Annotated in this window: 15 protein-coding genes and 1 riboswitch; of the genes, 6 read left to right on the top strand and 9 right to left on the bottom strand. The window is 34.6% G+C overall.

Annotation, left to right across the window (positions count from 1 at the left end):
- Nucleotides 1–24 precede the first annotated feature (24 nt).
- On the bottom strand, nucleotides 25–3,696 hold the full coding sequence (gene purL / locus BMX53_RS15395; protein WP_063175407.1) for a phosphoribosylformylglycinamidine synthase: 3,672 nt from the start codon (nucleotides 3,694–3,696) through the stop codon (nucleotides 25–27).
- 194 nt (nucleotides 3,697–3,890) lie between these two features.
- On the opposite strand from purL, the gene BMX53_RS15390 reads away from it, so the two are divergent.
- The gene (locus tag BMX53_RS15390) at nucleotides 3,891–4,595 is read left to right on the top strand and encodes a polysaccharide deacetylase family protein (RefSeq protein ID WP_074747397.1); all 705 of its coding nucleotides are present in this window, start codon (nucleotides 3,891–3,893) and stop codon (nucleotides 4,593–4,595) included.
- Here BMX53_RS15390 and BMX53_RS15385 read toward each other — a convergent pair.
- Genes BMX53_RS15385 through BMX53_RS15365 form a run of 5 tightly spaced genes read right to left on the bottom strand, consistent with a single transcriptional unit; the run spans nucleotide 4,587 to nucleotide 9,252 of the window.
- Nucleotides 4,587–5,672, bottom strand: coding sequence for a glycosyltransferase (locus BMX53_RS15385; protein ID WP_063175409.1), 1,086 nt, complete (start codon nucleotides 5,670–5,672; stop codon nucleotides 4,587–4,589). The genes BMX53_RS15390 and BMX53_RS15385 overlap by 9 nt on opposite strands.
- Nucleotides 5,672–6,781, bottom strand: a complete 1,110-nt coding sequence (locus BMX53_RS15380; protein WP_063175410.1) for a glycosyltransferase family 4 protein — start codon at nucleotides 6,779–6,781, stop codon at nucleotides 5,672–5,674. Before BMX53_RS15380 ends, BMX53_RS15385 begins: the two co-directional genes overlap by 1 nt.
- A 3-nt stretch (nucleotides 6,782–6,784) precedes the next feature.
- Complete coding sequence (locus BMX53_RS15375; RefSeq protein WP_038987052.1) at nucleotides 6,785–7,549, bottom strand: glycosyltransferase family 2 protein; 765 nt, start codon at nucleotides 7,547–7,549, stop codon at nucleotides 6,785–6,787.
- Between the two features lie 16 nt (nucleotides 7,550–7,565).
- Nucleotides 7,566–8,381, bottom strand: coding sequence for a 2,3,4,5-tetrahydropyridine-2,6-dicarboxylate N-succinyltransferase (locus tag BMX53_RS15370; RefSeq protein ID WP_038987051.1), 816 nt, complete (start codon nucleotides 8,379–8,381; stop codon nucleotides 7,566–7,568).
- A gap of 31 nt (nucleotides 8,382–8,412) precedes the next feature.
- Nucleotides 8,413–9,252 (bottom strand): NAD(P)-dependent oxidoreductase, encoded by an 840-nt coding sequence (locus BMX53_RS15365; RefSeq protein ID WP_063175412.1) that lies wholly within the window; start codon nucleotides 9,250–9,252, stop codon nucleotides 8,413–8,415.
- 197 nt (nucleotides 9,253–9,449) lie between these two features.
- Here BMX53_RS15365 and BMX53_RS15360 point away from each other — a divergent pair, with 197 nt between their 5' ends.
- From BMX53_RS15360 to BMX53_RS15345, 4 genes are all read left to right on the top strand, one after another.
- Nucleotides 9,450–10,313, top strand: a complete 864-nt coding sequence (locus BMX53_RS15360; RefSeq protein ID WP_063175413.1) for a helix-turn-helix domain-containing protein — start codon at nucleotides 9,450–9,452, stop codon at nucleotides 10,311–10,313.
- Nucleotides 10,314–11,005: 692 nt separating this feature from the next.
- Nucleotides 11,006–12,127: an efflux RND transporter periplasmic adaptor subunit gene (locus tag BMX53_RS15355; RefSeq protein WP_074747394.1), complete on the top strand. Its 1,122-nt coding sequence runs from the start codon at nucleotides 11,006–11,008 to the stop codon at nucleotides 12,125–12,127.
- A 12-nt stretch (nucleotides 12,128–12,139) separates the two neighbouring features.
- Nucleotides 12,140–15,274, top strand: coding sequence for an efflux RND transporter permease subunit (locus BMX53_RS15350; protein WP_063175415.1), 3,135 nt, complete (start codon nucleotides 12,140–12,142; stop codon nucleotides 15,272–15,274).
- A gap of 94 nt (nucleotides 15,275–15,368) precedes the next feature.
- Nucleotides 15,369–16,760: a TolC family protein gene (locus tag BMX53_RS15345; protein WP_063175416.1), complete on the top strand. Its 1,392-nt coding sequence runs from the start codon at nucleotides 15,369–15,371 to the stop codon at nucleotides 16,758–16,760.
- Nucleotides 16,761–17,046: 286 nt separating this feature from the next.
- Here BMX53_RS15345 and BMX53_RS15340 read toward each other — a convergent pair whose 3' ends face one another.
- Nucleotides 17,047–17,508 (bottom strand): Lrp/AsnC family transcriptional regulator, encoded by a 462-nt coding sequence (locus tag BMX53_RS15340; RefSeq protein ID WP_063175417.1) that lies wholly within the window; start codon nucleotides 17,506–17,508, stop codon nucleotides 17,047–17,049.
- Between the two features lie 162 nt (nucleotides 17,509–17,670).
- Nucleotides 17,671–17,858, top strand: a riboswitch (cobalamin riboswitch).
- A gap of 179 nt (nucleotides 17,859–18,037) precedes the next feature.
- Between BMX53_RS15340 and metE the strand changes: the two genes are divergently transcribed.
- Nucleotides 18,038–20,347: a 5-methyltetrahydropteroyltriglutamate--homocysteine S-methyltransferase gene (metE, locus tag BMX53_RS15335; protein ID WP_074747391.1), complete on the top strand. Its 2,310-nt coding sequence runs from the start codon at nucleotides 18,038–18,040 to the stop codon at nucleotides 20,345–20,347.
- 55 nt (nucleotides 20,348–20,402) lie between these two features.
- On the opposite strand, the gene BMX53_RS15330 is transcribed toward metE, so the two are convergent.
- Together BMX53_RS15330 and BMX53_RS15325 are read right to left on the bottom strand one after the other, a co-directional pair.
- Complete coding sequence (locus BMX53_RS15330; RefSeq protein WP_038987043.1) at nucleotides 20,403–21,014, bottom strand: hypothetical protein; 612 nt, start codon at nucleotides 21,012–21,014, stop codon at nucleotides 20,403–20,405.
- 124 nt (nucleotides 21,015–21,138) lie between these two features.
- Nucleotides 21,139–21,966 carry an AraC family transcriptional regulator gene (locus BMX53_RS15325; RefSeq protein ID WP_063175419.1) on the bottom strand — a complete coding sequence of 276 codons (828 nt, stop codon included), beginning with the start codon at nucleotides 21,964–21,966 and terminating at the stop codon, nucleotides 21,139–21,141.
- Nucleotides 21,967–22,019: the final 53 nt, after the last annotated feature.

The following is a 22,019-nucleotide window of genomic DNA, read 5'->3' as shown; positions in this document are numbered from 1 at the left end:
CTTTGTTGTATATAAGCTATTTGATTATTTAGCGTTGTTTTCTTCAATCCACTGACGTGCATTAACGAATGCTTCCATCCAAGGAGAAACTTCGTCTTTTCTTCCTTCTGGATAGTTAGCCCAGTGCCATTGGAATAATGAACGCTCAATGTGAGGCATCATTACTAAGTGGCGTCCTGTCGTATCACACATCATTGCTGTGTTGAAGTCAGAACCATTAGGGTTAGCTGGGTAAGAATCGTAAGCATATTTTGCTACGATACCGTATTTATCTTCTGTTTCAGGTAAGTTGAATTTACCTTCACCATGAGAAACCCATACTCCTAAAGTACTTCCTGCTAATGTAGAAAGCATGATAGAGTTGTTCTCTTGAATAGTTACAGAAGTAAAGATACTCTCGTGTTTTTGAGAGTCATTGTGTAGCATCTTACCGTGTACTTCGTGCTCTGGATTGATTAATTCTAATTCCATAAACAACTGACAACCGTTACAAATACCTACAGATAAAGTGTCTTTACGAGCAAAGAAGTTTTTCAATGCTGTATTTGCTTTCTCATTGTACATAAATGCACCTGCCCATCCTTTAGCAGAACCTAATACATCTGAGTTAGAGAATCCTCCTACAGCTCCAATGAATTGGATATCTTCAAGAGTTTCTCTTCCTGAGATAAGGTCTGTCATGTGAACGTCTTTTACATCAAAACCAGCTAAGAACATTGCGTTAGCAACCTCTCTTTCTGAGTTACTACCTTTCTCACGAATAATAGCAGCTTTAGGCCTTGGTTTAGAAGCATCAACTACTGGTTTTTTACCGTCAAACTGAGCTGGGAAGCTGAAGTTTAAAGGTTGTACTTTATAGTTGTTATAACGATCTGTAGCTTTGTTATTCTTTGTTTGTTTTTGGTCTAATAAGTAAGACGTCTTAGCCCAAGTATCTCTGATAGCAGGTACGCTAAATTCGAAGTGATCAGCTCCATTAGTGAACGACACTTTCTCATCCGTAGTAACAGTACCAATCTTCACAGCTTCTACTCCTTTAGCAGCTAACGCTTGTTCTAACGTAGCATCATCTTTAGCTTGAATGATAAGAGCAATGTTCTCGTTGAATAATGCTTTTACTGTATCTTTTTCGTTAAGAGCAGTTAAGTCATACTTAGCACCTAAGTTTACATCTGCAAAAGTCATTTCTAAAAGAGAAGTAACTAAACCTCCACTTCCGATATCATGTCCAGCAGCGATTTGCTCATTAGCTACTAATTCTTGTACTGCATTGAATGCATTTTTAAAGTAAGTAGCATCAGTGATAGTAGGAACCTCTTGACCAATTTTGTTTAATACTTGTGCAAAAGAAGAACCTCCTAATTTGAAGTTATCTTTAGACAAGTTGATATAATAGATAGAACCAGCGTTTTTCTTTAAAGTAGGCTCTACAATTTTAGTAATATCTGTACAGTTAGCTGCAGCAGAGATAATAACAGTACCAGGAGCGATTACTTCGTCGTTAGGGTACTTTTGCTTCATTGATAAAGAATCTTTTCCTGTAGGGATATTAATTCCTAATTCGATAGCAAAGTCAGAACAAGCTTTTACAGCTTTGTATAAACGAGCATCTTCTCCAGCATTGTTACATGCCCACATCCAGTTAGCAGATAAAGAAACGTTTTTGATTCCTTCTTTAAGAGGAGCCCAAACGATATTAGATAAAGCTTCAGCGATAGCATTTCTACTTCCTGCAGCAGGATCTACGATAGCTACGATAGGAGCGTGTCCTACTGTAGTAGCAATACCTTCTTTACCTTTATAGTCAAGTGCCATAGCACCTAAGTTGTTAAGAGGTAATTGTAATGGACCAGTACATTGCTGTTTAGCCACACGACCACCTACACAACGGTCAACTTTATTTGTTAACCAATCTTTAGAAGCAACAGCTTCTAATTGTAATAATTGGTTTAAGTATTCTTCTACTTTTGATACAGAATAATCTAAGTCAGCATATACACGGTTGATTGTTTTATCATCCATGATAGTCTTAGGAGAACTTCCGAACATATCTTCGATAGCGAAGTCCATTGGTTTAGCACCATTTGTTTTAGACTCAATAGTGAATCGGTGATCGTTAGTAATCTCACCTACAGTGTACATAGGAGCACGCTCTCTTTCTGCAATCTTAGCTAAAGTATCAATGTCTTTTTGCCCGATTACTAATCCCATTCTTTCTTGAGATTCGTTACCGATGATTTCTTTAGCAGATAGAGTAGGGTCACCTACTGGTAAGTTATCTAAGTTGATGTGTCCACCTGTTTCTTCTACTAATTCAGAAAGACAGTTTAAGTGTCCACCCGCACCGTGATCGTGAATAGATACGATAGGGTTGTGTTCAGCTTCTACCATTGCACGAATAGCATTAGCAGCACGTTTTTGCATCTCTGGGTTAGAACGTTGAATGGCGTTTAACTCAATACCAGAACCAAAAGCACCAGTATTAGCAGAAGATACCGCAGCACCACCCATACCAATTCTGTAGTTCTCACCACCTAAGATAACTACTTGGTCTCCTTCAGATGGTTTGTGTTTTAAAGCTTGGTCAAGTTTACCATATCCGATACCTCCAGCTTGCATAATTACCTTGTCAAATCCAAGTTTACGAGCGTCTTCTTCATGCTCGAAAGTAAGGATAGAACCAGTAATCAATGGTTGTCCAAATTTGTTACCAAAGTCAGAAGCACCATTAGAAGCTTTAATTAAGATATCAATAGGAGTTTGGTATAACCATGCTCTTTCGTCCATTGCTTGTTCCCAAGGACGGTTTTCTTCTAAGCGAGAGTAAGACGTCATGTAGATAGCAGTACCTGCTAATGGCAACGAACCTTGTCCACCAGCTAAACGGTCACGTATTTCTCCTCCTGATCCTGTAGCAGCACCATTAAATGGTTCTACAGTAGTAGGGAAGTTGTGTGTTTCTGCTTTTAATGAGATTACAGAGTCAAATTCAGTCTCTGCGTAGAAGTCTGGTTTGTCTGCTGATTTAGGAGCAAACTGTGTTACTTTAGGTCCTTTGACAAAAGCAACGTTATCTTTATAAGCTGAAACAATATCATTAGGATTTGTTTCAGATGTTTTTCTAATCAATTTGAATAGAGAAGTAGGTTGTTCTTCTCCATCGATGATGAAAGTACCATTGAATATCTTGTGACGGCAGTGCTCAGAGTTAACTTGAGAGAATCCGAATACTTCAGAGTCAGTTAATTTGCGTCCAAGTTTAGTTGATAATTCATTTAGGTAAGTAATCTCTTCGTCATTTAATGCTAAACCTTCTTGTTGGTTGTATTTAGCAATATCTTCAATGTAGTTAATTGCTTCTGGAGCAATATTGATTGTAAAGATGTCTTGGTGTAATGTCTCAAATTCTTGTGACAACATTGGATCAAATGTATCACAGTCTTCTGCTTTTACGAATTCCTCGATTCGGATGATACCAGCGATACCCATATTTTGAGTAATCTCTACAGCATTCGTACTCCAAGGAGTAACCATCGTAGCGCGTGGACCGACAAATTTAGCATTGATTGTTTTCTCGTTGATGTGCTTGGCATTGCCAAATAACCAATTTAACTTTTGGATATCTTCATTAGATAAGTTGTTCTCCACTTGTACAGTGTAGAACTTTCTCGAAGGGTTTTCGAAGAAATGAATCATTACGTTAAGAATATTTAGTTGTTGTTGTAATGCACAAAAATAGACTAAAAAATAAGATTTTAAAAATTATTATTTGATTTGATAAACTCTTTGTTTATAGTGTTTTAATATCTTATTTATTTCTAGAGTTTGCTTGTTTTCCGTTTTATGTTTGATACAGATTGGATTAATAGTTTATTTTTGTAAAAAAAGAGATGGCTAAACTTCCTGTTTTAATGTACCATAATGTAACAGAAGATTACACTAAGGTAGAAGGGCTAACAATACATAAAGATTTTTTAGAAGAGCAGTTTAAGTATTTAGTTTCTAAAAACTATAAAACGCATTATTTAAGTGAGTTATTAGATACTAAATCATTGAAAGGAAAGAATGTAGTTATAACATTTGATGATGTGACTGTTAATCAGTTAGCGTATGCTGTGCCTTTATTGGAGAAGTATAATTTAAAAGCAACATTCTTCATTCCTTTTGCTTATATAGGAGGTACTGATGGATGGAATGATGGAAAAGAAGCTATAATGACAGTAGAGCAATTAAAAAGCTTGCCAGATTTAGTAGAGTTAGGGCATCATTCTTATAAGCATAGAGCTTATGCTAAGTTAACTAATGAAGAAATTAAAGAGGACTTTGACGCTTGTTTTGCTATATGTGAACAACAACAATTAAGTGTATTTCCAGCAGTAGCTTATCCATATGGTAACTTTCCTAAGAAGGAACCAGCTAAATCTGTATTCTTTCAAGAGTTAGTAAAGAATAAAATTACCTATGGGCTTAGAATAGGAAATAGAGTGAATAAGTTTCCATTTAAGAATCCTTATGAAATACAAAGACTCGATATCCGAGGAAACGAGTCTATGTTTAAGTTTAAAATAAAACTACTTTTTGGTAAGTTATTTTAAGAATATATATTGTTCTAATTGGTTTAGGATATGGTTGCGTTCAAATGTTTTACTACAGTGATTGTAACCATATTCTCCAAATTTTTGACGTAAGTCTTTATCTTTTAGAAGCAAGATTTTTTCTACGGCTTGCTCTATACTGTTTTTATCTATAAGATACCCTGATTGGTTATCAATAACTAATTCTGGATTACTACTTAAGTTAAATGCAATAATAGGTTTTTTACATAGAGCAGCTTCTGCTAATACATATCCAAATCCCTCCCATAAAGAGGAAAGAAAAAAGATATCTATACGAGATAAGAAAGCTTGAATGTCTTCTTGAAAACCTTCAAAAAGAACCGTGTCCTGTGTACCTTGAGCGTTCGAGTAAGCTTTTAATTCTTCTTCAAGTTCACCAATTCCACCTATTAGAATCTTATGCTTTATATTCAACTCAGTAAGCTGTTTAGAAAGGTCTATTAGAAAGTGTTGATTTTTTTGTGGAGCCAATCTTCCTAAATTTCCTATGACTAAAGTATCTTCATCAAATTGATCATCTCTTTTAGTCTCAATAGAACTAAATTTAGCAATATCAATATGGTTATAAATTACTTTAATATCTTCTAGAGGAAATAGTTGAGCATTTTTTTCAACTATTGTTAGTTTTGTCGCTTCTGAATTAGCTAATATATCTGTTATCCAATTTTTGAAGATATAGCGATTAAGCGCTTTATTCTTAATAGGGATAGCTGATCCTCTGCGATAGATAATTCTACTAACTCCTGCTTTATGAGCAGCGTTACCAGCTATTTTTAGATCTCCAGGGTGATTGATTATCACTGTATCTATTTTGTTATCTATGAATTGTTGCTTAACCGCATTAATTTTAAAAGGATTAAGGAAGCTTAAATTAGAAGCCTTAATAGGAATAATTTTTACTTGAGGAAATTGTTTTAATTTCTCTGCAATTACTCCATCAGGGTTACAAAAAAAGAAGATGTTGTATCCTTTTTGTGCAAAATACACACTGGTTTCAAAATGCCATTTTTCTCCACCTCCCCAAGTTGCAATTGAGTTAAAAAAAGCTACGTTCATTATTCTAATATTTTTGTGTATAAATTATTCCAGTGTTTAGCTATCTGTTCATCATTAAACTTTTGAGCATACACCCTTCCTTGTTCAGCTATTTGTAATCTCGTTGTTTCATCCTTTAATAAAGTACTAATAGCATCACTTATCTGTTCTACATCATATTCATTTACATATATACTATCAGGGCCTCCTGCTTCAGGAAATACTCCAGAATTAGTAGTAATAACTGGCGTACCAGAGTACAATGCTTCAATAATAGGAATACCAAAACCTTCAAATATAGAAGGGTAAGCGAATACTGTAGCTAATTGATAAATATGGGCTAACTCTGTTAAGCTAACACCATGTAAGAAGATTACCTTATGCTCTATTTTATGCTCAGCAATGTATTGATCTATGCTTTTAGCATAGTCTGTTTTTCGACCGATTAATACTAGTTTGGTATCTAAGTCTTTTATTGCTTTTACTAAGCTTAAAGCATTTTTTCTTTCTTCTATAGTTCCTACATTCAGAACAAACTGCTCTGGAAGATTAAACTTCTCACGTGTAGTCTGTAGTTCATTAGTAGTATAATGTTCTTTAAAAGCCTGAGCGCACCCTTGATATATGACTTCTATTTTTTCTGGAGCAACTTTTAAGTAAGTAACGATATCTTGTTTGGTTTGTTCACTAATAGCGACAATAGCGTCTGCATTATCCACAGCATATTTAAACTTTTTAAAATGTGCTTTTCTATCCCATTTAGAGTATAGGTGTGGGTAACGTTCAAATATAAGATCGTGTATTGTAACTACTTTTTTTACATTAGAGGGTAATCCTACAGCTATTTCTCCAGATAGCCCGTGATAAATATCTAATTGTTTAGCAGTAGCTGTTTTAGCTATTCCATATGTTCTCCATATAAAATGAAGCTTTCTCATAAGTCCAGAGGGAGATATGATATTAAAGTTATTTTTATCAGAGAAGAAAGGTAAATCCTTCGGCTTAGGATTGTATAATATATAATCGTTATTAGGGTAATATGTTTTTAATATTCTTACTAGATCGCGACTATAGTTCCCTAAACCAGTATTATTGTGAAATAACCGTTTAGCGTCAAAACCAATTTTCATATCTTATTTTTTTCGTTGCAGTTCTATGATTTTAATATACTTTAAGAAAGTAGAATAAGCAGCCATAGAACAGATTACAAAACCATTAAATCCATCTAAGAATCCTTTCTTAATAAAGTAATTCTTAAAGAACTTCCAGAACGGGTTTATTACTATTTTGATTACAGGGATTTTTTTGTTTTTATATTTTACGAAGTTAGTAGCAGCTAATGTAGTATACCTATCATTTTTAGCATGATGTTCGCTATAGCTATCATAAGCCCAGTGAAGTAAGTCTCCCTTAAGGTGCTTAGTTTGGCTAGCTCCTTCGAATTTAATAGTCTCATGTAAATTAGTAGGACTATACCATCTCCCTTTTATTCTATTGAATAAACGAGTTTTAGTACCAGGGTACCAGTTAGAATGTTTTATCCACTGACCACAATAGTTATTTAAAATATTAAAACTATATCCTTCATATTGCTCAATATTTGGCTTGATATGAAGGATTTGTTGTTTTAGTTCATCACTTAAAGCTTCATCAGCATCTAATGATAGAATATAATCATACTGTGCTTGATCATTTGCAAAGTTTTTCTGATCAGTAAAACCAGTGAAAGGATGTTTGACAATACGAGCGTTGTATTGTTGAGCTATTTCTACTGTTTTATCAGTTGAAAAAGAGTCAATAACAACTATTTCGTCAACAACTCCTTGCATTGATTTAAGGCAGCGTTCTATATATTGTTCTTCATTAAATGCAATAATGACACCAGAGATTTTTCCCATAATAAGTTTAGATTGTTTATACAGCTACATTGTATTCTCTTAGCGCATCGTTTAGAGATGTTTTAAGATCTGTAGATGGTTTTCTCTGACCGATGATTAAAGCACAAGGTACTTGGAATTCACCAGCAGGGAATTTTTTAGTATATGAACCAGGAATCACTACAGAGCGCTCAGGTACATAACCTTTTATTTCTTTAGGAGTATCTCCTGTTACGTCTATAATTTTAGTAGAAGCAGTAAGTACAACATTAGCACCTAATACAGCCTCTTTACCTACGCGAACACCTTCTACTACGATACAACGCGATCCGATAAATGCATTGTCTTCGATGATAACTGGTGCAGCTTGTAGTGGCTCTAATACACCACCGATACCAACACCACCTGATAAGTGAACGTGTTTACCAATCTGAGCACATGATCCCACAGTAGCCCATGTGTCTACCATAGTTCCCTCATCTACATAAGCACCGATATTCACATAAGAAGGCATTAGGATAACACCAGAAGAAATATAAGCCCCATGACGAGCTACAGCATTAGGTACTACTCTGATACCTTTCTCAGCGTAGTTTTTCTTTAGAGGCATTTTATCGTGGTATTCGAATATACCAGCTTCTAAAGTTTCCATCTTTTGGATAGGGAAGTACAACACTACCGCCTTTTTTACCCATTCATTAATTTGCCATTCACTGCCTTTAGGCTCAGCCACACGCAATTTACCACTGTCAATCAGCTCTATAACTTCACGAATAGTATTTTGAGTGTTTTGATCTTGTAAAAGTGAGCGGTCATCCCACGCTTTTTCGATTACTTCTTGTAAGTGCGTCATCTGTCTTAGATTGATGTTTAGTTATATATATTTATTTAATAGCCTTGATTACAGCCATTAAGTCATTCTCTGCTAATCCATCTTCACTAGCTTTAGCATAAGCCTCTTCTGTAGACTTTACTAATGAAGTATTCCATCCTGCATCCTGTGCTAGTCTAATATCTTTTAGCATAAACTTTAAAGGAAATGCTGCAGGGTATTCTTCATTCAGGATACTAGGAGTTTTTATTTTACTCATACCAGATCCACATGCACTATCATTAATGATAGCCGTCATCATTTCTCTGTTGACTCCGTTTTCTTCAGCGAATAATACAGTTTCGGCTAGTCCCTGTACTACTACAGCCATATAATAATTGATTGCTAATTTAGCTTTACTACCACTACCTGAGTTACCTAAATAGTAATGACTTTTTCCCATTACCTCTAGGTAAGGGATGATAGCTTCATAGATAACTTTATCCCCACCTACTAAAAATAGTAAAGTACCATCTATAGCAGGCTTAACACTACCAGATACAGGAGCATCTATATAATGAGCTCCTTTAGCATGGATTAATTCGCCTAGTTTCTCTGCTAGAGTAGGCGATATAGTACTGCTATTCACAAATATCTTATCTGTTACATCTGTCTGAACAATATTTTCGAACATTTGCTCTACCACTTTATCATCAGGTAAAGTAAAAAATACGATATCAGTCTGATGAATAAAGTCTTGTAAGTTATCTATAGCCACAGCGCCTAACGCAGATAAAGGAGATACTTTAGCGATATCTCGTCTGTAAAAATTAACTGGGTATTCCGCCTTTAAAAGATTAGTTGCCATAGGTGTTCCCATATTACCAAGTCCTATCCATCCTAGTGTTTTCATCTCTTTTAAATTTGTGTGTTGAGGTATATAATTATAATAAAGCAAATATAATGATATTTTTTTTTGACCAATGAGTCTATCTCTGTCAGATTATACATTTTCTATCTATTATACGATAGGTTTTTATAATAAATAGTAGAATTATAAACTTAAAAATAATAGAATGAAAACTATATTTGCTGTATAGTATTGTCTAGATGAAAAATATAAAATGGGAAACATTAGATAGATTGAGAACAAGTTTTGAAGAATTCGAAACTCAAGAGCGCTATATCTATATTCCAGTGATTAATCTAGCCTATTATCCAGCAGAACCTTATCGCTCTAACTATTATGGTATAGGTCTTTTAGAAGAAGGAGAGATTACGTTTTACATAGATCTTACGGAATACACTATTCAGGGACCAGCTATTATCTTTGCGGATACTACATCGATTAAGCGATGGGATAAGACACGACGCTCCTATGAGATGACAACAATCCTTTTTGCGGAAGACTTTCTTCAAGATAAATTAGTAGAGAATAATGTCTTAGCTTCATTCTCAGATTTATCAAGTTTAGGAGGATGTGTTACACAGCTTAACCAAGAGGAATTTGAGAGTTTTAGAGCTATGTTTAAGGTTATAGATTTACATGCTAATTCTTCTAATTCTTATTATACAGAAGTAATACGCGGTATAGTCTACAGTATGATTAATGAAGTAGCTCATCTATACGAGAAGTATGGCAATGCTACTAAGAGTTTGCATAAGTTAGCATTAAGATTTAGAGAAGCTGTAGGAAAGTACTGTAAAGAACATAGAAGTGTACAGTACTATGCGGATTATCTACATGTACATCCTAAATACTTGAGCCAGGTTATCTCTGCTGAGACTGGGCTGACTGCCAGTGAATGGATACAAAATCAAGTGGTCTTAGAAGCAAAAATATTACTTCAGGACCAAACACTTTCTATTGGTGCCATCACTGAGATCTTACACTTTAGTGATCAGAGCACCTTTGGCAAATATTTTAAGAAATACAGCAGCATAACCCCAAGCACTTATCGTCATAATTTATAAAATACTATAGTAAAGAATTGACTGTTTATATTGTCTCTTCTTTTTGTTGTATTTGACTTTTGTATGCGGTGAGTCCATAGTGAGTCCATAATGAGTCCATAGTGACTCCATTGTTTTTAGGTAAATTAATGGAGTCACTATAGATGTATTATTGATACAATATTGATTCACTCCTAATCATTCCTAACTCCTAACATTACTATTATAAAAGAGGGGTTGAGTATTTATAAGATTAATATAAAAAGACCATATCAAGGTATTCATTGTCTAAAGAATAAATTACAATCTCTTGTTGCTACTATGTAGAACAAACTTACCTTTTGTCTAAAATCTGACTATTTAGAACGATTATAGTTAAATGTTTCAAAACCGACTTTTTGAACATCTATACCGAGTTATTGGTATTGTCTGCTACTCTTCATTAGTAGAATTTTGCCTCATGTTATTAGTGGTGTTATCACTGCGTAGTGTATCCTTATATAGGCTTAAATAGAGAGGGTTAATATAGGAGATAATACTTATTAGTATTTGAGTAAGACTCTTCTTGATTTCTAAAATCTTACCTTTTGACTAAAAAATCTCCTTTTTGTCCCTTTCTATAGCTACCAGAAGACAATACATTTGCTACCAGTAAAAATAGAAGCATTACCACTGAATAGCAATATAATTCAATATTTAATATATAGTTAGAGATGAGAAAAACATCTACTTTTTTAGGTCTTACTACAATCGCCTTATTATGGGCATGTCAAGATAAAAAACAAGGAGAAGAATGGGGGGTTGAAGGGCCTGTAGAACAATATCCTATTCTGTCTGTGAAAACAGAGAAAGCTAATTTATTTACAGATTATCCCGTAGTGTTACAAGGGATTAAGGATGTAGAAATGCGTCCAAAGATTGATGGTTTCGTAGAAGCTATCTATGTGGATGAAGGACAAACAGTAAAGAAAGGGCAAGTCTTATTCAAAATATACGCCCCTCAATATCATGAAGAGAGTATGGCCGCTTCGGCTTCTATCAAAAACGCAGAAGCAGAACTAAACAATGCTCGTATGCAAGTGGCTAAGGCTAAACCATTAGTAAAAGAGGGGATTATAAGTAATTATGAGTTAGAATCAGCTGAGTACACTCTTAGAAGTAAAGAAGCTCAATTGGCTCAAGCCAGAGCAAGTCTTAACAGTGCTCAGGCTAATGTAGGGTATACACAAGTGGTAGCTCCTTTTGATGGAGTGATAGGGCTTATCCCTTATAAAGTGGGAGCTTTAGTAAGTAGTGCATCTGCTCAACCATTAACTACTGTATCTGAGATAGGAAGTATCAATGCTTATTTCTCTATGAATGAGAAAGAGTTTATCGACTTTATGCAAAAAGGGGGAGAACAAACTCTTCAACAGCGTTTAGAAGGATTACAAGAGGTTGGTTTAATCTTAGCGAATGGAAGTGAATATAACCAAAAAGGTAAAATCAATACTGTAAGTGGACAAATAGATCCACAGACTGGTAGTGTGAATTTTAGAGCAGTATTCGCTAATCCTCAAGGGTTATTACGCAGTGGAAATAGCGCTACTATTCGTGTATATGAGGAGGTAGCAGACGCTATTTTGGTACCACAGAAAGCTACATTCGAAGTACAAGGAAAACGTTTTGTTTATGTAGCAGATGCCTCAGGAGTGGTGAAGAGTACAGAAATCAGTATTATGGATAAAGTACCTAATAGCCAATACTTCGTGGTGACAAGTGGATTAAAACGCGGAGATAAAGTGGTGAGCGAAGACATCGGAGGACTAAGAGAAGGAAGTAAGATAAAAATGTAAGAGAGAGGTATTATGCTTAGAAGATTTATAGAAAACCCTGTGTTATCTACTGTGATATCTATTATCATAGTTATACTCGGGTTGTTAGGATTATATTCATTGCCTATTACGCAGTATCCTGAGATAGCACCACCTACAGTACAGGTGACAGCTAATTATCAAGGAGCTAATGCGGAGGCTGTAATGAAGAGTGTGATTATTCCATTAGAAGAACAGATCAATGGAGTAGAAGATATGGCTTATATGAACTCAAAGGCAAGTAATGACGGTTCGGCTGTTATTACTATTACGTTTACACAAGGAGCAGATGCAGATATGGCTGCTGTAAACGTGCAAAACCGAGTGAGTCAGGCTATGAGTCAGTTGCCTGAAGAAGTTATTAAACAAGGGGTAACAACAACGAAGAGATTGAGTAGTGAGATATTTAGTTTCTTAATGTATAGTGAAGGTAATAGATATGACCAAGCGTTCTTAGAGAACTATGCTCGTATTAATCTATTACCTAAGATTAAACGTATTAATGGAGTAGGAGATGCCTCTATATATGGTGGACGTGAGTATAGTATGCGTATCTGGTTAAAACCAAATGCGATGGCTTCTTATGGATTAACACCAAGTGATATCGTACAGGCATTACAAGAACAAAACGTAGAAGCTGCTCCAGGTAAAGTAGGAGAAAACAGTAAACAGAGTTTTCAGTACGCTTTAAAATATACAGGAAGATTAGAAACTCCTGAGGAGTTCGGAGATATTATTATTAGATCTAATGGTACAGGTAAGATATTGCGTCTTAGTGATGTGGCAGAGATAGATTTAGGTGCGTATTCTTACGCAATGACTCTAACTGCTTATAAACAACATGGTACATATATAGCAGTAAACCAAACAGCAGGATCCAATGCACACGAGATTATTAAACAGTGTGAAGAGTTATTAAGAGAGGCGGAAAAAGACTTACCTGCAGGAGCGAAGTTCGAAGTATATTCTAACTCGAATGACTTCTTATTAGCATCTATTGATAAGTTGATTGCAACTTTAATCGAAGCATTTGTATTAGTGTTCATAGTTGTATTAGTGTTTTTACAAGATTGGCGATCTACTTTAATTCCAGCTATTGCTGTGCCAGTAGCTATTGTGGGTACGTTCTTTTTCTTAAACTTATTTGGGTTTTCTATTAACTTATTGACTCTTTTTGCTTTAGTACTGTCCATCGGTATTGTAGTGGATGATGCTATTATCGTAGTAGAGGCTGTACACGCTAAGCTCTATGAAGGAGCTGAGAGTGCTAAAAAAGCTACTGTAAGCGCCATGAGTGAACTTACTACTGCTATTATCTCTATTACTTTAGTGATGTCTGCGGTATTCGTACCAGTGACGTTTATTAATGGTTCAGTAGGGGTATTCTATAAAGAGTTCGGTATCACCTTAGCAGTAGCTATCTTGATTTCGGCTATTAACGCCTTGACATTAAGTCCTGCTTTATGTGCAATCATGCTTAAACCGGAGTCTGGAATACACGAAGAGAAAAGAGGTTTTGTCAATAGATTTAAGACAGCCTTTAATAGTTCTTTTGACAGAATGACTAATAGATATGTAGGTGTATTAGGTTTCTTAAATAAGAATAAGTGGTTGTCTTTAGGAAGTATAGTGGTATTTGGAGCATTGTTTGTATTCCTTACTAAGACTACACCTACGGGGTTTGTACCGAATGAAGATAGTGCTTCTATCTATGGTAACATTATTCTGGCACCATCTACTTCATTAGAAGAGACAGAGCGCATCTCTAATCAGATCGATAGTATTGCGATGAGTATTCCAGAGGTGAAGTTTACTTCTCGATTAGCAGGGATGGACTTCTTCAGTGGTAATGGTAGTTCGTACGCGGTAGAGTTTATCAAGTTAAAACACTGGAAAGATAGACCTAATCCAGAGCAAAACATACACAATGTAGTAGCTCAGTTATTTGCTAAGACAGCACATATTAAGGATGCTAATATTGTGTTTTTTGCAGCACCTACATTACAGGGATTTGGTAACAGTTCAGGTTTTGAGATACAATTACAAGATAAGACAGGTGGAGATTATAAGAAGTTTGAAGAGGTTATAGGTGGTTTCTTAGGAGCCTTAAATGAGCGTCCTGAGATTATGTATGCAACATCATCATTTAATACAAACTTCCCACAGTTTGAAGTATCTGTAAATGTAGCTAAAGCGAAAGAGGCTAATGTAAGTGTGACAGAGATATTAACTACGTTACAAGGGTACTTAGGGGGAATATATGCGACGAACTTTAATAGATTCGGTAAGCAGTATAAAGTAATGATACAAGCTGACCCTAACTTTAGAGAAAACAAAGAAGCTATAGATAGATTATATGTAAAGAATGCACAAGGGGTAATGTCTCCTATCACAGCATTTATTGACTTGAAAAAAGTATATAGTCCAGAGTTCTTGACACGTTTTAACTTGTTTAACTCTGCCTTTGTCAATGGTAGCCCTAATGCTGGGTATAGCTCAGGAGACGCTATACGTGCGATAGAGGAAGTAGCGGCTCAGAAGTTACCACAAGGTTACGGATTCGAGTATTCAGGATTGTCAAGAGAAGAGAGTGGTAGTGGTAATCAGACTGCAATAATCTTCGCTCTATCTATCTTGTTTGTATACTTCTTATTAAGCGCACAGTTTAAGAGTTATATTTTGCCATTAGCAGTATTGTTCTCATTGCCTATTGGATTGGCAGGAGCATTCATATTCGCTAAGATCTTCGGTATAGAGAATAATATATTCTTACAGATCAGTTTGATTATGTTAATTGGTTTATTGGCTAAAAACGCCATCTTGATCGTTGAGTTTGCTCTACAAAGAAGACAATCAGGACAGTCTATATCAGCCGCAGCTATTGAAGGAGCACGTATTCGATTAAGACCAATCTTGATGACTTCATTTGCTTTCATCTTTGGATTATTACCATTGATGATGGCTACAGGTGCAGGTGCATTGAGTAATAAATCGATCGGTACAGCTGCTGTAGGAGGGATGTTGATTGGAACATTGATAGGAGTGTTAGTGATACCTTCATTATTTATCCTATTCCAGTCTATACAAGAGAAGTTCACAGGAGCACCAGTTATCGAGGAAGAAGAATAAGTTTTAGTGATAAGGTTGAGGTGTAGATATACAGAGATGTTGTCTACACCTTACAAAAACGCATTGTGGATCAATGCGATAAATCAGAACAACAATGAAATGGACATATAATATATATATAGGTGTATTAGCGATAGGGATGTTGGCCTCATGTCAACCTACTAAAGACTATCACCACTTAGATATAGCTTCACAGGAGTTATATCGAGATACTAAAGAAGGGGATACCTTGAGTATCGGTATGATGCCTTGGCAATCTCTGTTTAAAGATGAACAATTGCAAAATCTTATCTCTGAGGGTATAGAGAATAACTTAGACTTAAAGATGGGGATAGAGCGTCTGCATATAGCTGAGTCTATGCTAAAACAGTCTAAGGCAGCATTCTTACCAGACTTAAATATAGGAGGAGGTGTGAAGAGATCGAGATTATCTTACCCACAGGGTTTTGGTTTTGTGAAGAATGCTACTCAATATGATGTGTTTGCGAATACTTCTTGGGAAATAGATATCTGGGGGAAATTAGCCAGTAGTAAGCGTGCAGCCTATTATAGATTACTACAATCTGAGGCTGGACAAAAAGCTGTACAAACACAGATAGTAGCACAGATAGCTGAGTATTATTATCAGTTGTTAGCTTTAGATCAACAACAAGAGATTATCGAAAAGACCATAGCGAATAGAAAAGTAGATGTAACTACTATGCAAAAGCTAAAGGAGTCTAATGTAGTGACAGGAGCCGCTGTGGTACAGAGTGAGGCTAACTACTATGATGCAGAAGCTACTCTACCAGGGGTGAAACGCCAAATTAGAGAAGTAGAGAATGCATTAAGTATTTTACTGGGGAAAACAGTAGGTACAATAGAAAGAAATAGCCTAACAGGGCAAGTATTACCTGTAGATCCTACTATAGGGATACCAGCTCATTTATTAAAGAATAGACCTGATGTGATGGCAGCAGAGTTTCAGTTAGCTGCTTACTTTGAGGATGTGAATGTTGCTAAAAGGGCGTTCTATCCTTCACTGACTATTACAGGAGGAGCGGGATTCTCAAGTTATGAGTTTAAAGATTGGTTTACTTCTACAGGATTGTTTGCTAATATAGCTGGAGGATTATTACAGCCAGTGTTTAATAAAAGATTAAACAAGACAAGGTTAGAAGTAGCTAAAGCAAGTTATCAAGAGAAGGCTTATAATTTCCAAAAAGCAATGTTAGTAGCAGGACAAGAGGTATCTGATGCACTATATGCTTATGAAATGGCTGCAGAACAGTTAACTAAAAGAGAACAACAAGTAGAGAAGTTAGCTTTAGCTGTTGATTATACCAAGAAACTGTTAGTATATCACTCTTCTACTAATTATACAGATGTATTAACATCAGAACAAGCGCACTTATATGCACAATTAGCTCAGGCGAATGACAAGCTTTTAGAATGGCAGTCAATCATTAAGCTATATAAAGCATTAGGTGGAGGTTGGAGAGAATAATTTTTTCCATTTATATATTAGCTAATCAGATGACTATAATGTTGAGGTTTGTTCATTAATCCTCTTTATTAAGCATTTGACATTGCTAACTATCAATCTATGTACTAAGACTTTACTTTTTAAACAATGATTGTTTTGCTAATTTGAAGTTGTTGCTACACCCATACCTATGTGTAGTAAGTAGAGTGTTAGTAGGTTGATGGTTAATGAGGTAATCTAACTACCTTTCGATTTTTTTACTACTTTTTAATTTGAAGCCACCCTTTTCCTGGGGTGGCTTCTTTATTTAAAATGAGACATTGTGAGCATTCTTAATTTCTCTCATCACAAATGAACTATGTGTACTTCCAATACTATCTACCATAGCTAGTTTATTAAAGACAAAATCCTGATAATGTTTCATATCATTAGCAGATACCTTTAATAAGAAATCATAATCGCCAGATATATTATAGCACTCTATTACTTCATCTATTAACATGATATCATCAACAAATTTGTTGTTTATAAAGCGTTCGTGTTGCTTTAGTTTAATATTACAGAAAACGATAAACCCTTTGTTTAGTTTTTCTGCATCTATTAAGGCAACATACTTTTTTATAAAACCTTCTTTTTCCAATCGCTTTATACGTTCAAAAACAGGTGTAGGAGATAAGTTTACCTTCTGTGCAATCTCTTTTGTAGTTAGATTAGAGTTCTCACTAAGTATTCTTAGGAGTTTTAAATCTATTTCGTCTATGTTGTGCATTAGAATAATATTTTGTTTAGAGGCATTAAATATACTTATAAAAGATATATATTCTATTTATTAATAATTGTATGGTTAAATATTCTTAATAAGTACTTTATGTTTGTTGTTATATTCTGCATATATATCTTTGGTTAGAAATAAATGAATTGTTCTTAAAATACTTCATCAAGCAAAAATAGGTTCTACTTAATTGTAGATTAAAAGGGAATCGTGTGAGAATCACGAACTGTCGCGCAACTGTAAGTAATATATAATGTTTTAGTCAAATTATGCTCACTGATATAAAATTGGGAAGGGCGATTAAAATAGTTACAAGTCAGGAGACCTGCCATTTTTGAATTGACAATGCTTTCGCGGTATAGAGCTATGGTCAGGTTTGATATTATTTGGAAGTTGTTTCTATTGTATAGAAATGACACTACCTCGTCATTGATATATCTCACCTAATCCTTATACTTAGCTATTGCATAAACGGAGAAAAAGACCTTTTTAGATTATTGATTAACCATTTAAAAAGTTTTGAAAAATGCAAACACAGGTATTGGGTTATCCGCGTATAGGTAGCCAAAGAGAGCTTAAAAAAGCAAATGAACAGTATTGGGCTGGAAAAATCAAAAAAGAAGAGTTAGAATTGGTAGCAGAAACTATTCGTTATCAAAATTGGCAGATACAAAAAAATGAAGGTATTTCACTGATTCCCTCTAATGATTTTTCTTTTTATGATCAGGTTTTAGATTGGAGTTTAACATTAGGTGCTATTCCAAAAAGATACCAACCTTTACGAACAAATGAAGGATTGTCTTTATTGGATTTATACTTTGCCATGGCAAGAGGATATCAAAAAGATGGATATGATATTACGGCTATGGAAATGACCAAATGGTTTGATACTAACTATCATTATATTGTTCCTGAGTTTTATAAAGGGCAGACATTTGAGTTAACTTCCTTAAAAGTAGTAGAAGAGTATAAAGAGGCTAAGAAATTAGGTATAAAAACTAAACCAGTAATTTTAGGATTAGTGTCTTATTTATTATTGGGAAAAGTAAAAGAAGATAGTTTTAATGTATTGAGTTTAGTAGATAATTTGCTTCCGATATATATTGAAGTAATTAAGCAATTAACTTCTGAAGGGGCAGAATACATTCAAATAGATGAACCATTCTTAGTATTAGATTTGACTGTAGAACAAAAGCAAACGATAGAGTTTTTCTATAAACACATCCAATCTTTGTTTCCTAACCTTAAAATAATTCTAGCTACTTATTTTGGAGAATTAGGGGATAATACTTCTTTGGCTGTTAGTTTACCTATAGAGGTACTGCATATTGACTTAGTGCGTGGAGAAAATGCATTAGAAAAAATACTGGATGAGGCTTCTAGTTATTTAAAGCTATCTTTAGGAATAGTAGATGGTCGTAATATTTGGAAAAATGATTATCAAAAGTCCCTTGCTTTAATCGATCAAGCTATAGCTAAAAGAGGGAAAGAAAAAATATGGATATCTACTTCTTGTTCATTATTACATTCACCTTTTGATTTAGATGGAGAAACTAAATTATCTGATGAGATTAAACAATGGTTAGCTTTTGCAAAACAAAAAATTAATGAAGTCTCAGAGTTAGCTAAGTTATCAGTAAATGTAGATAGAGAAAAAACTGTTTCTTATCAGGCTAATATTAAAGCACATAATAATAAGAGAGTATCTAAATTAATCCATAATGAGGCTGTAAAACAGAGAGTAAATAAAATAACAGAAGCTGATGCAAATAGACTAGCTCCTTTTTCTGTTCGTCAACCGTTGCAACACGCAGCATTAGAATTACCATTGTTTCCAACCACTACAATTGGATCTTTTCCACAGACTACAGAGGTAAGACAATGGCGTGCTAAATTTAAAAAGGGAGAATTAACTGCTCAAGAATATGAAGATTTATTAAAAGAAGAAACAGCGAGAGCAATTAAATGGCAAGAAGAAATAGGATTAGATGTATTAGTACATGGAGAGTTTGAAAGAAATGACATGGTAGAGTACTTTGGTGAACAATTAGAAGGGTTCACTTTTACTCAAAATGGTTGGGTACAGAGTTATGGTAGTAGATGTGTGAAACCTCCTGTTATCTATGGCGACGTGTATAGAAGTCAACCTTTGACTGTTTTTTGGTCTTCTTATGCACAATCGTTAACCGATAAACAGGTAAAAGGAATGCTAACTGGTCCAGTAACTATCCTTCAATGGTCATTTGTGAGAAATGATATTCCTCGATCAGAGACTTGTACTCAAATTGCTTTAGCTATTAGAGATGAAGTATTAGATTTAGAAAAAGAGAATATCCAAGTTATACAGATAGATGAACCTGCGATAAGAGAAGGATTACCTTTGCGTAAAGTTGAGTGGGATAGTTATTTAGAGTGGGCTGTTCGTGCATTTAGAATATCAGCTTCAGGTGTTAAAAATGAGACACAAATACATACTCATATGTGTTATTCAGAATTTAATGATATCATAGAACATATAGCAGCTATGGATGCAGATGTGATTACCATAGAGTGTTCACGTTCACAAATGGAGTTGCTAGATGCTTTTGCTGAGTTTAAGTACCCTAATGAAATAGGACCAGGAGTGTATGATATACATTCACCTCGAGTACCAACAGAAGAAGAAATGTTACATTTAATAAAGAAAGCTGAATGTTATATACCTAATAAGCAATTATGGATAAACCCTGACTGTGGTTTAAAAACACGTCATTGGGAGGAAACTGAAAAAGCACTTATAGCGATGGTTAATGTAGCTAAAGAATTAAGAAAGGAAAGTTTAATAGAGGTCGTGTAATTTATTAATATAAAAAGTCAAGGGCTGTCTTTTTGAGACAGCCCTTGACTTTTTTTTAGAAAGATAGTTTTATAATTCTATCTAGTTTCGCTTTATCTATATGTGGCGAGAACTCGTTGTATAGTTCGTGTTTAAGTAGTGATACGATAGCGAAGAAGTCTGTAGTTAGAGTTAAGTAATACTTTTCTACTCTTTCTACTGATTGATTTTCTGCTACTTTTATTTGAGTACTCTCTGTCATTAGGTTTCCTACGTGAGTTAGTATTTTATCAAATGTCTCTGCTGAGGTATGCATTTGAAGAAACCCGAACTCAAAGATAAGGTCGTGTAAGTTATTTACTTCTTTCTCTAACTTTTTGCTTGTAGCTAGATGTGGACTTAGAGATTCACGTTGTAAGATCGTATTTAACTGAGTTAAAAATTGAAAGAATACTTCTTGTTTCTTTTCAAACACGAGTAAGTGACGTTCTCTAGATTCTTCACTTTTGGTTTGCCCTTGTAGTAATAATACAGTGATAATAGCTGTAATAACTACCCCTAATAAAGTACCAAAGAATTGGGCAGGTAGAGATGATAGTTCAAAAATTTCAAACGTAATTGCTACTATAAGGAATAGTACTGTACTGGTTAAGATACCTATACGTTGCCAGTTTGTTTTGTTTTTCATAGTTTCTTTTACTTGTAATAAAACGTAATCATTTGAAGAGTAATATGGTGTGTTTGTTAATACTCTATAAAATTGATTGTTGGTATAAAGAATGAAAGTACAACTATTTTTGATATAAAGTAAGCTATAATTTGCGTTGAGCTTTTCTAAATGCAGACATACTTAACCCTTCGTGCTTTTTAAAAAACTTATTAGCATGGCTTTCATCTGTAAAATAGAACTCTTGGGCTATTTCTCCTATTCTGTAATCGCTGAATAATAATCGGTGCTTTAAAAGCTTTAATCTATATGATGTAATATACTGTTGCATTGTCTCGCCGCATTGATTAAAGAAATAAGAACCGATATAAGACGGTGCTAATCCAAATCTGTCACCTATTACTTGGGCGGTTAGTTGTTTTAGATTGTAAATATTCTGTTGGATATAAGCAACAATCTCTAGGATACGCTCATCTTTTGATTCTAATTGTTGAGGTGTATAACTAGTTAAATTACGCGTAGCAATAATCATCATAGCATTAATGTACTGTCGTTGTAAATCACAATTATATGTTTTAGGATGTTGAGTTGTTTGAACTAGACACAGTGCTAATTGTTTTACTAACTCTTTATCTTCTGAATCCGTTATAATAGAAGTAGCTAAATGAGAGGCGTAGTACAGTACACTTTCTAAATGATTAATACCATTGTACTGATTGATATATTCTGTATTTATTCTAATAACTAAGAACTCTGATAAAGAAGTAAGGTCAAAAGAGTGAGTGTCCTCAGGTGTAATAAGATAAAGATCACCTTCTTTTAAACTGTTCTTACTTTCGTTTACGATATGATATCCTTCTCCTGAGATAACAAAAACAAACTCAAAGAAGTTAAATAACCTATTCTGTAACGGACAGCAATCAACACGTTCATAGAATACTTCGAAAGGTTGGTATATGTTCTCTCTTGCCATTTATGTACTGTTTTTTGATTAAAATATACCTATTTGTAATCGGTATATCAGTT

The organism is Myroides marinus, assembly GCF_900109075.1.
Classification (GTDB): Bacteria; Bacteroidota; Bacteroidia; order Flavobacteriales; family Flavobacteriaceae; genus Flavobacterium; species Flavobacterium marinum_A.
Note: the sequence above shows the minus strand (reverse complement) of the source record. Positions and strands in the feature narration are given on the sequence as shown.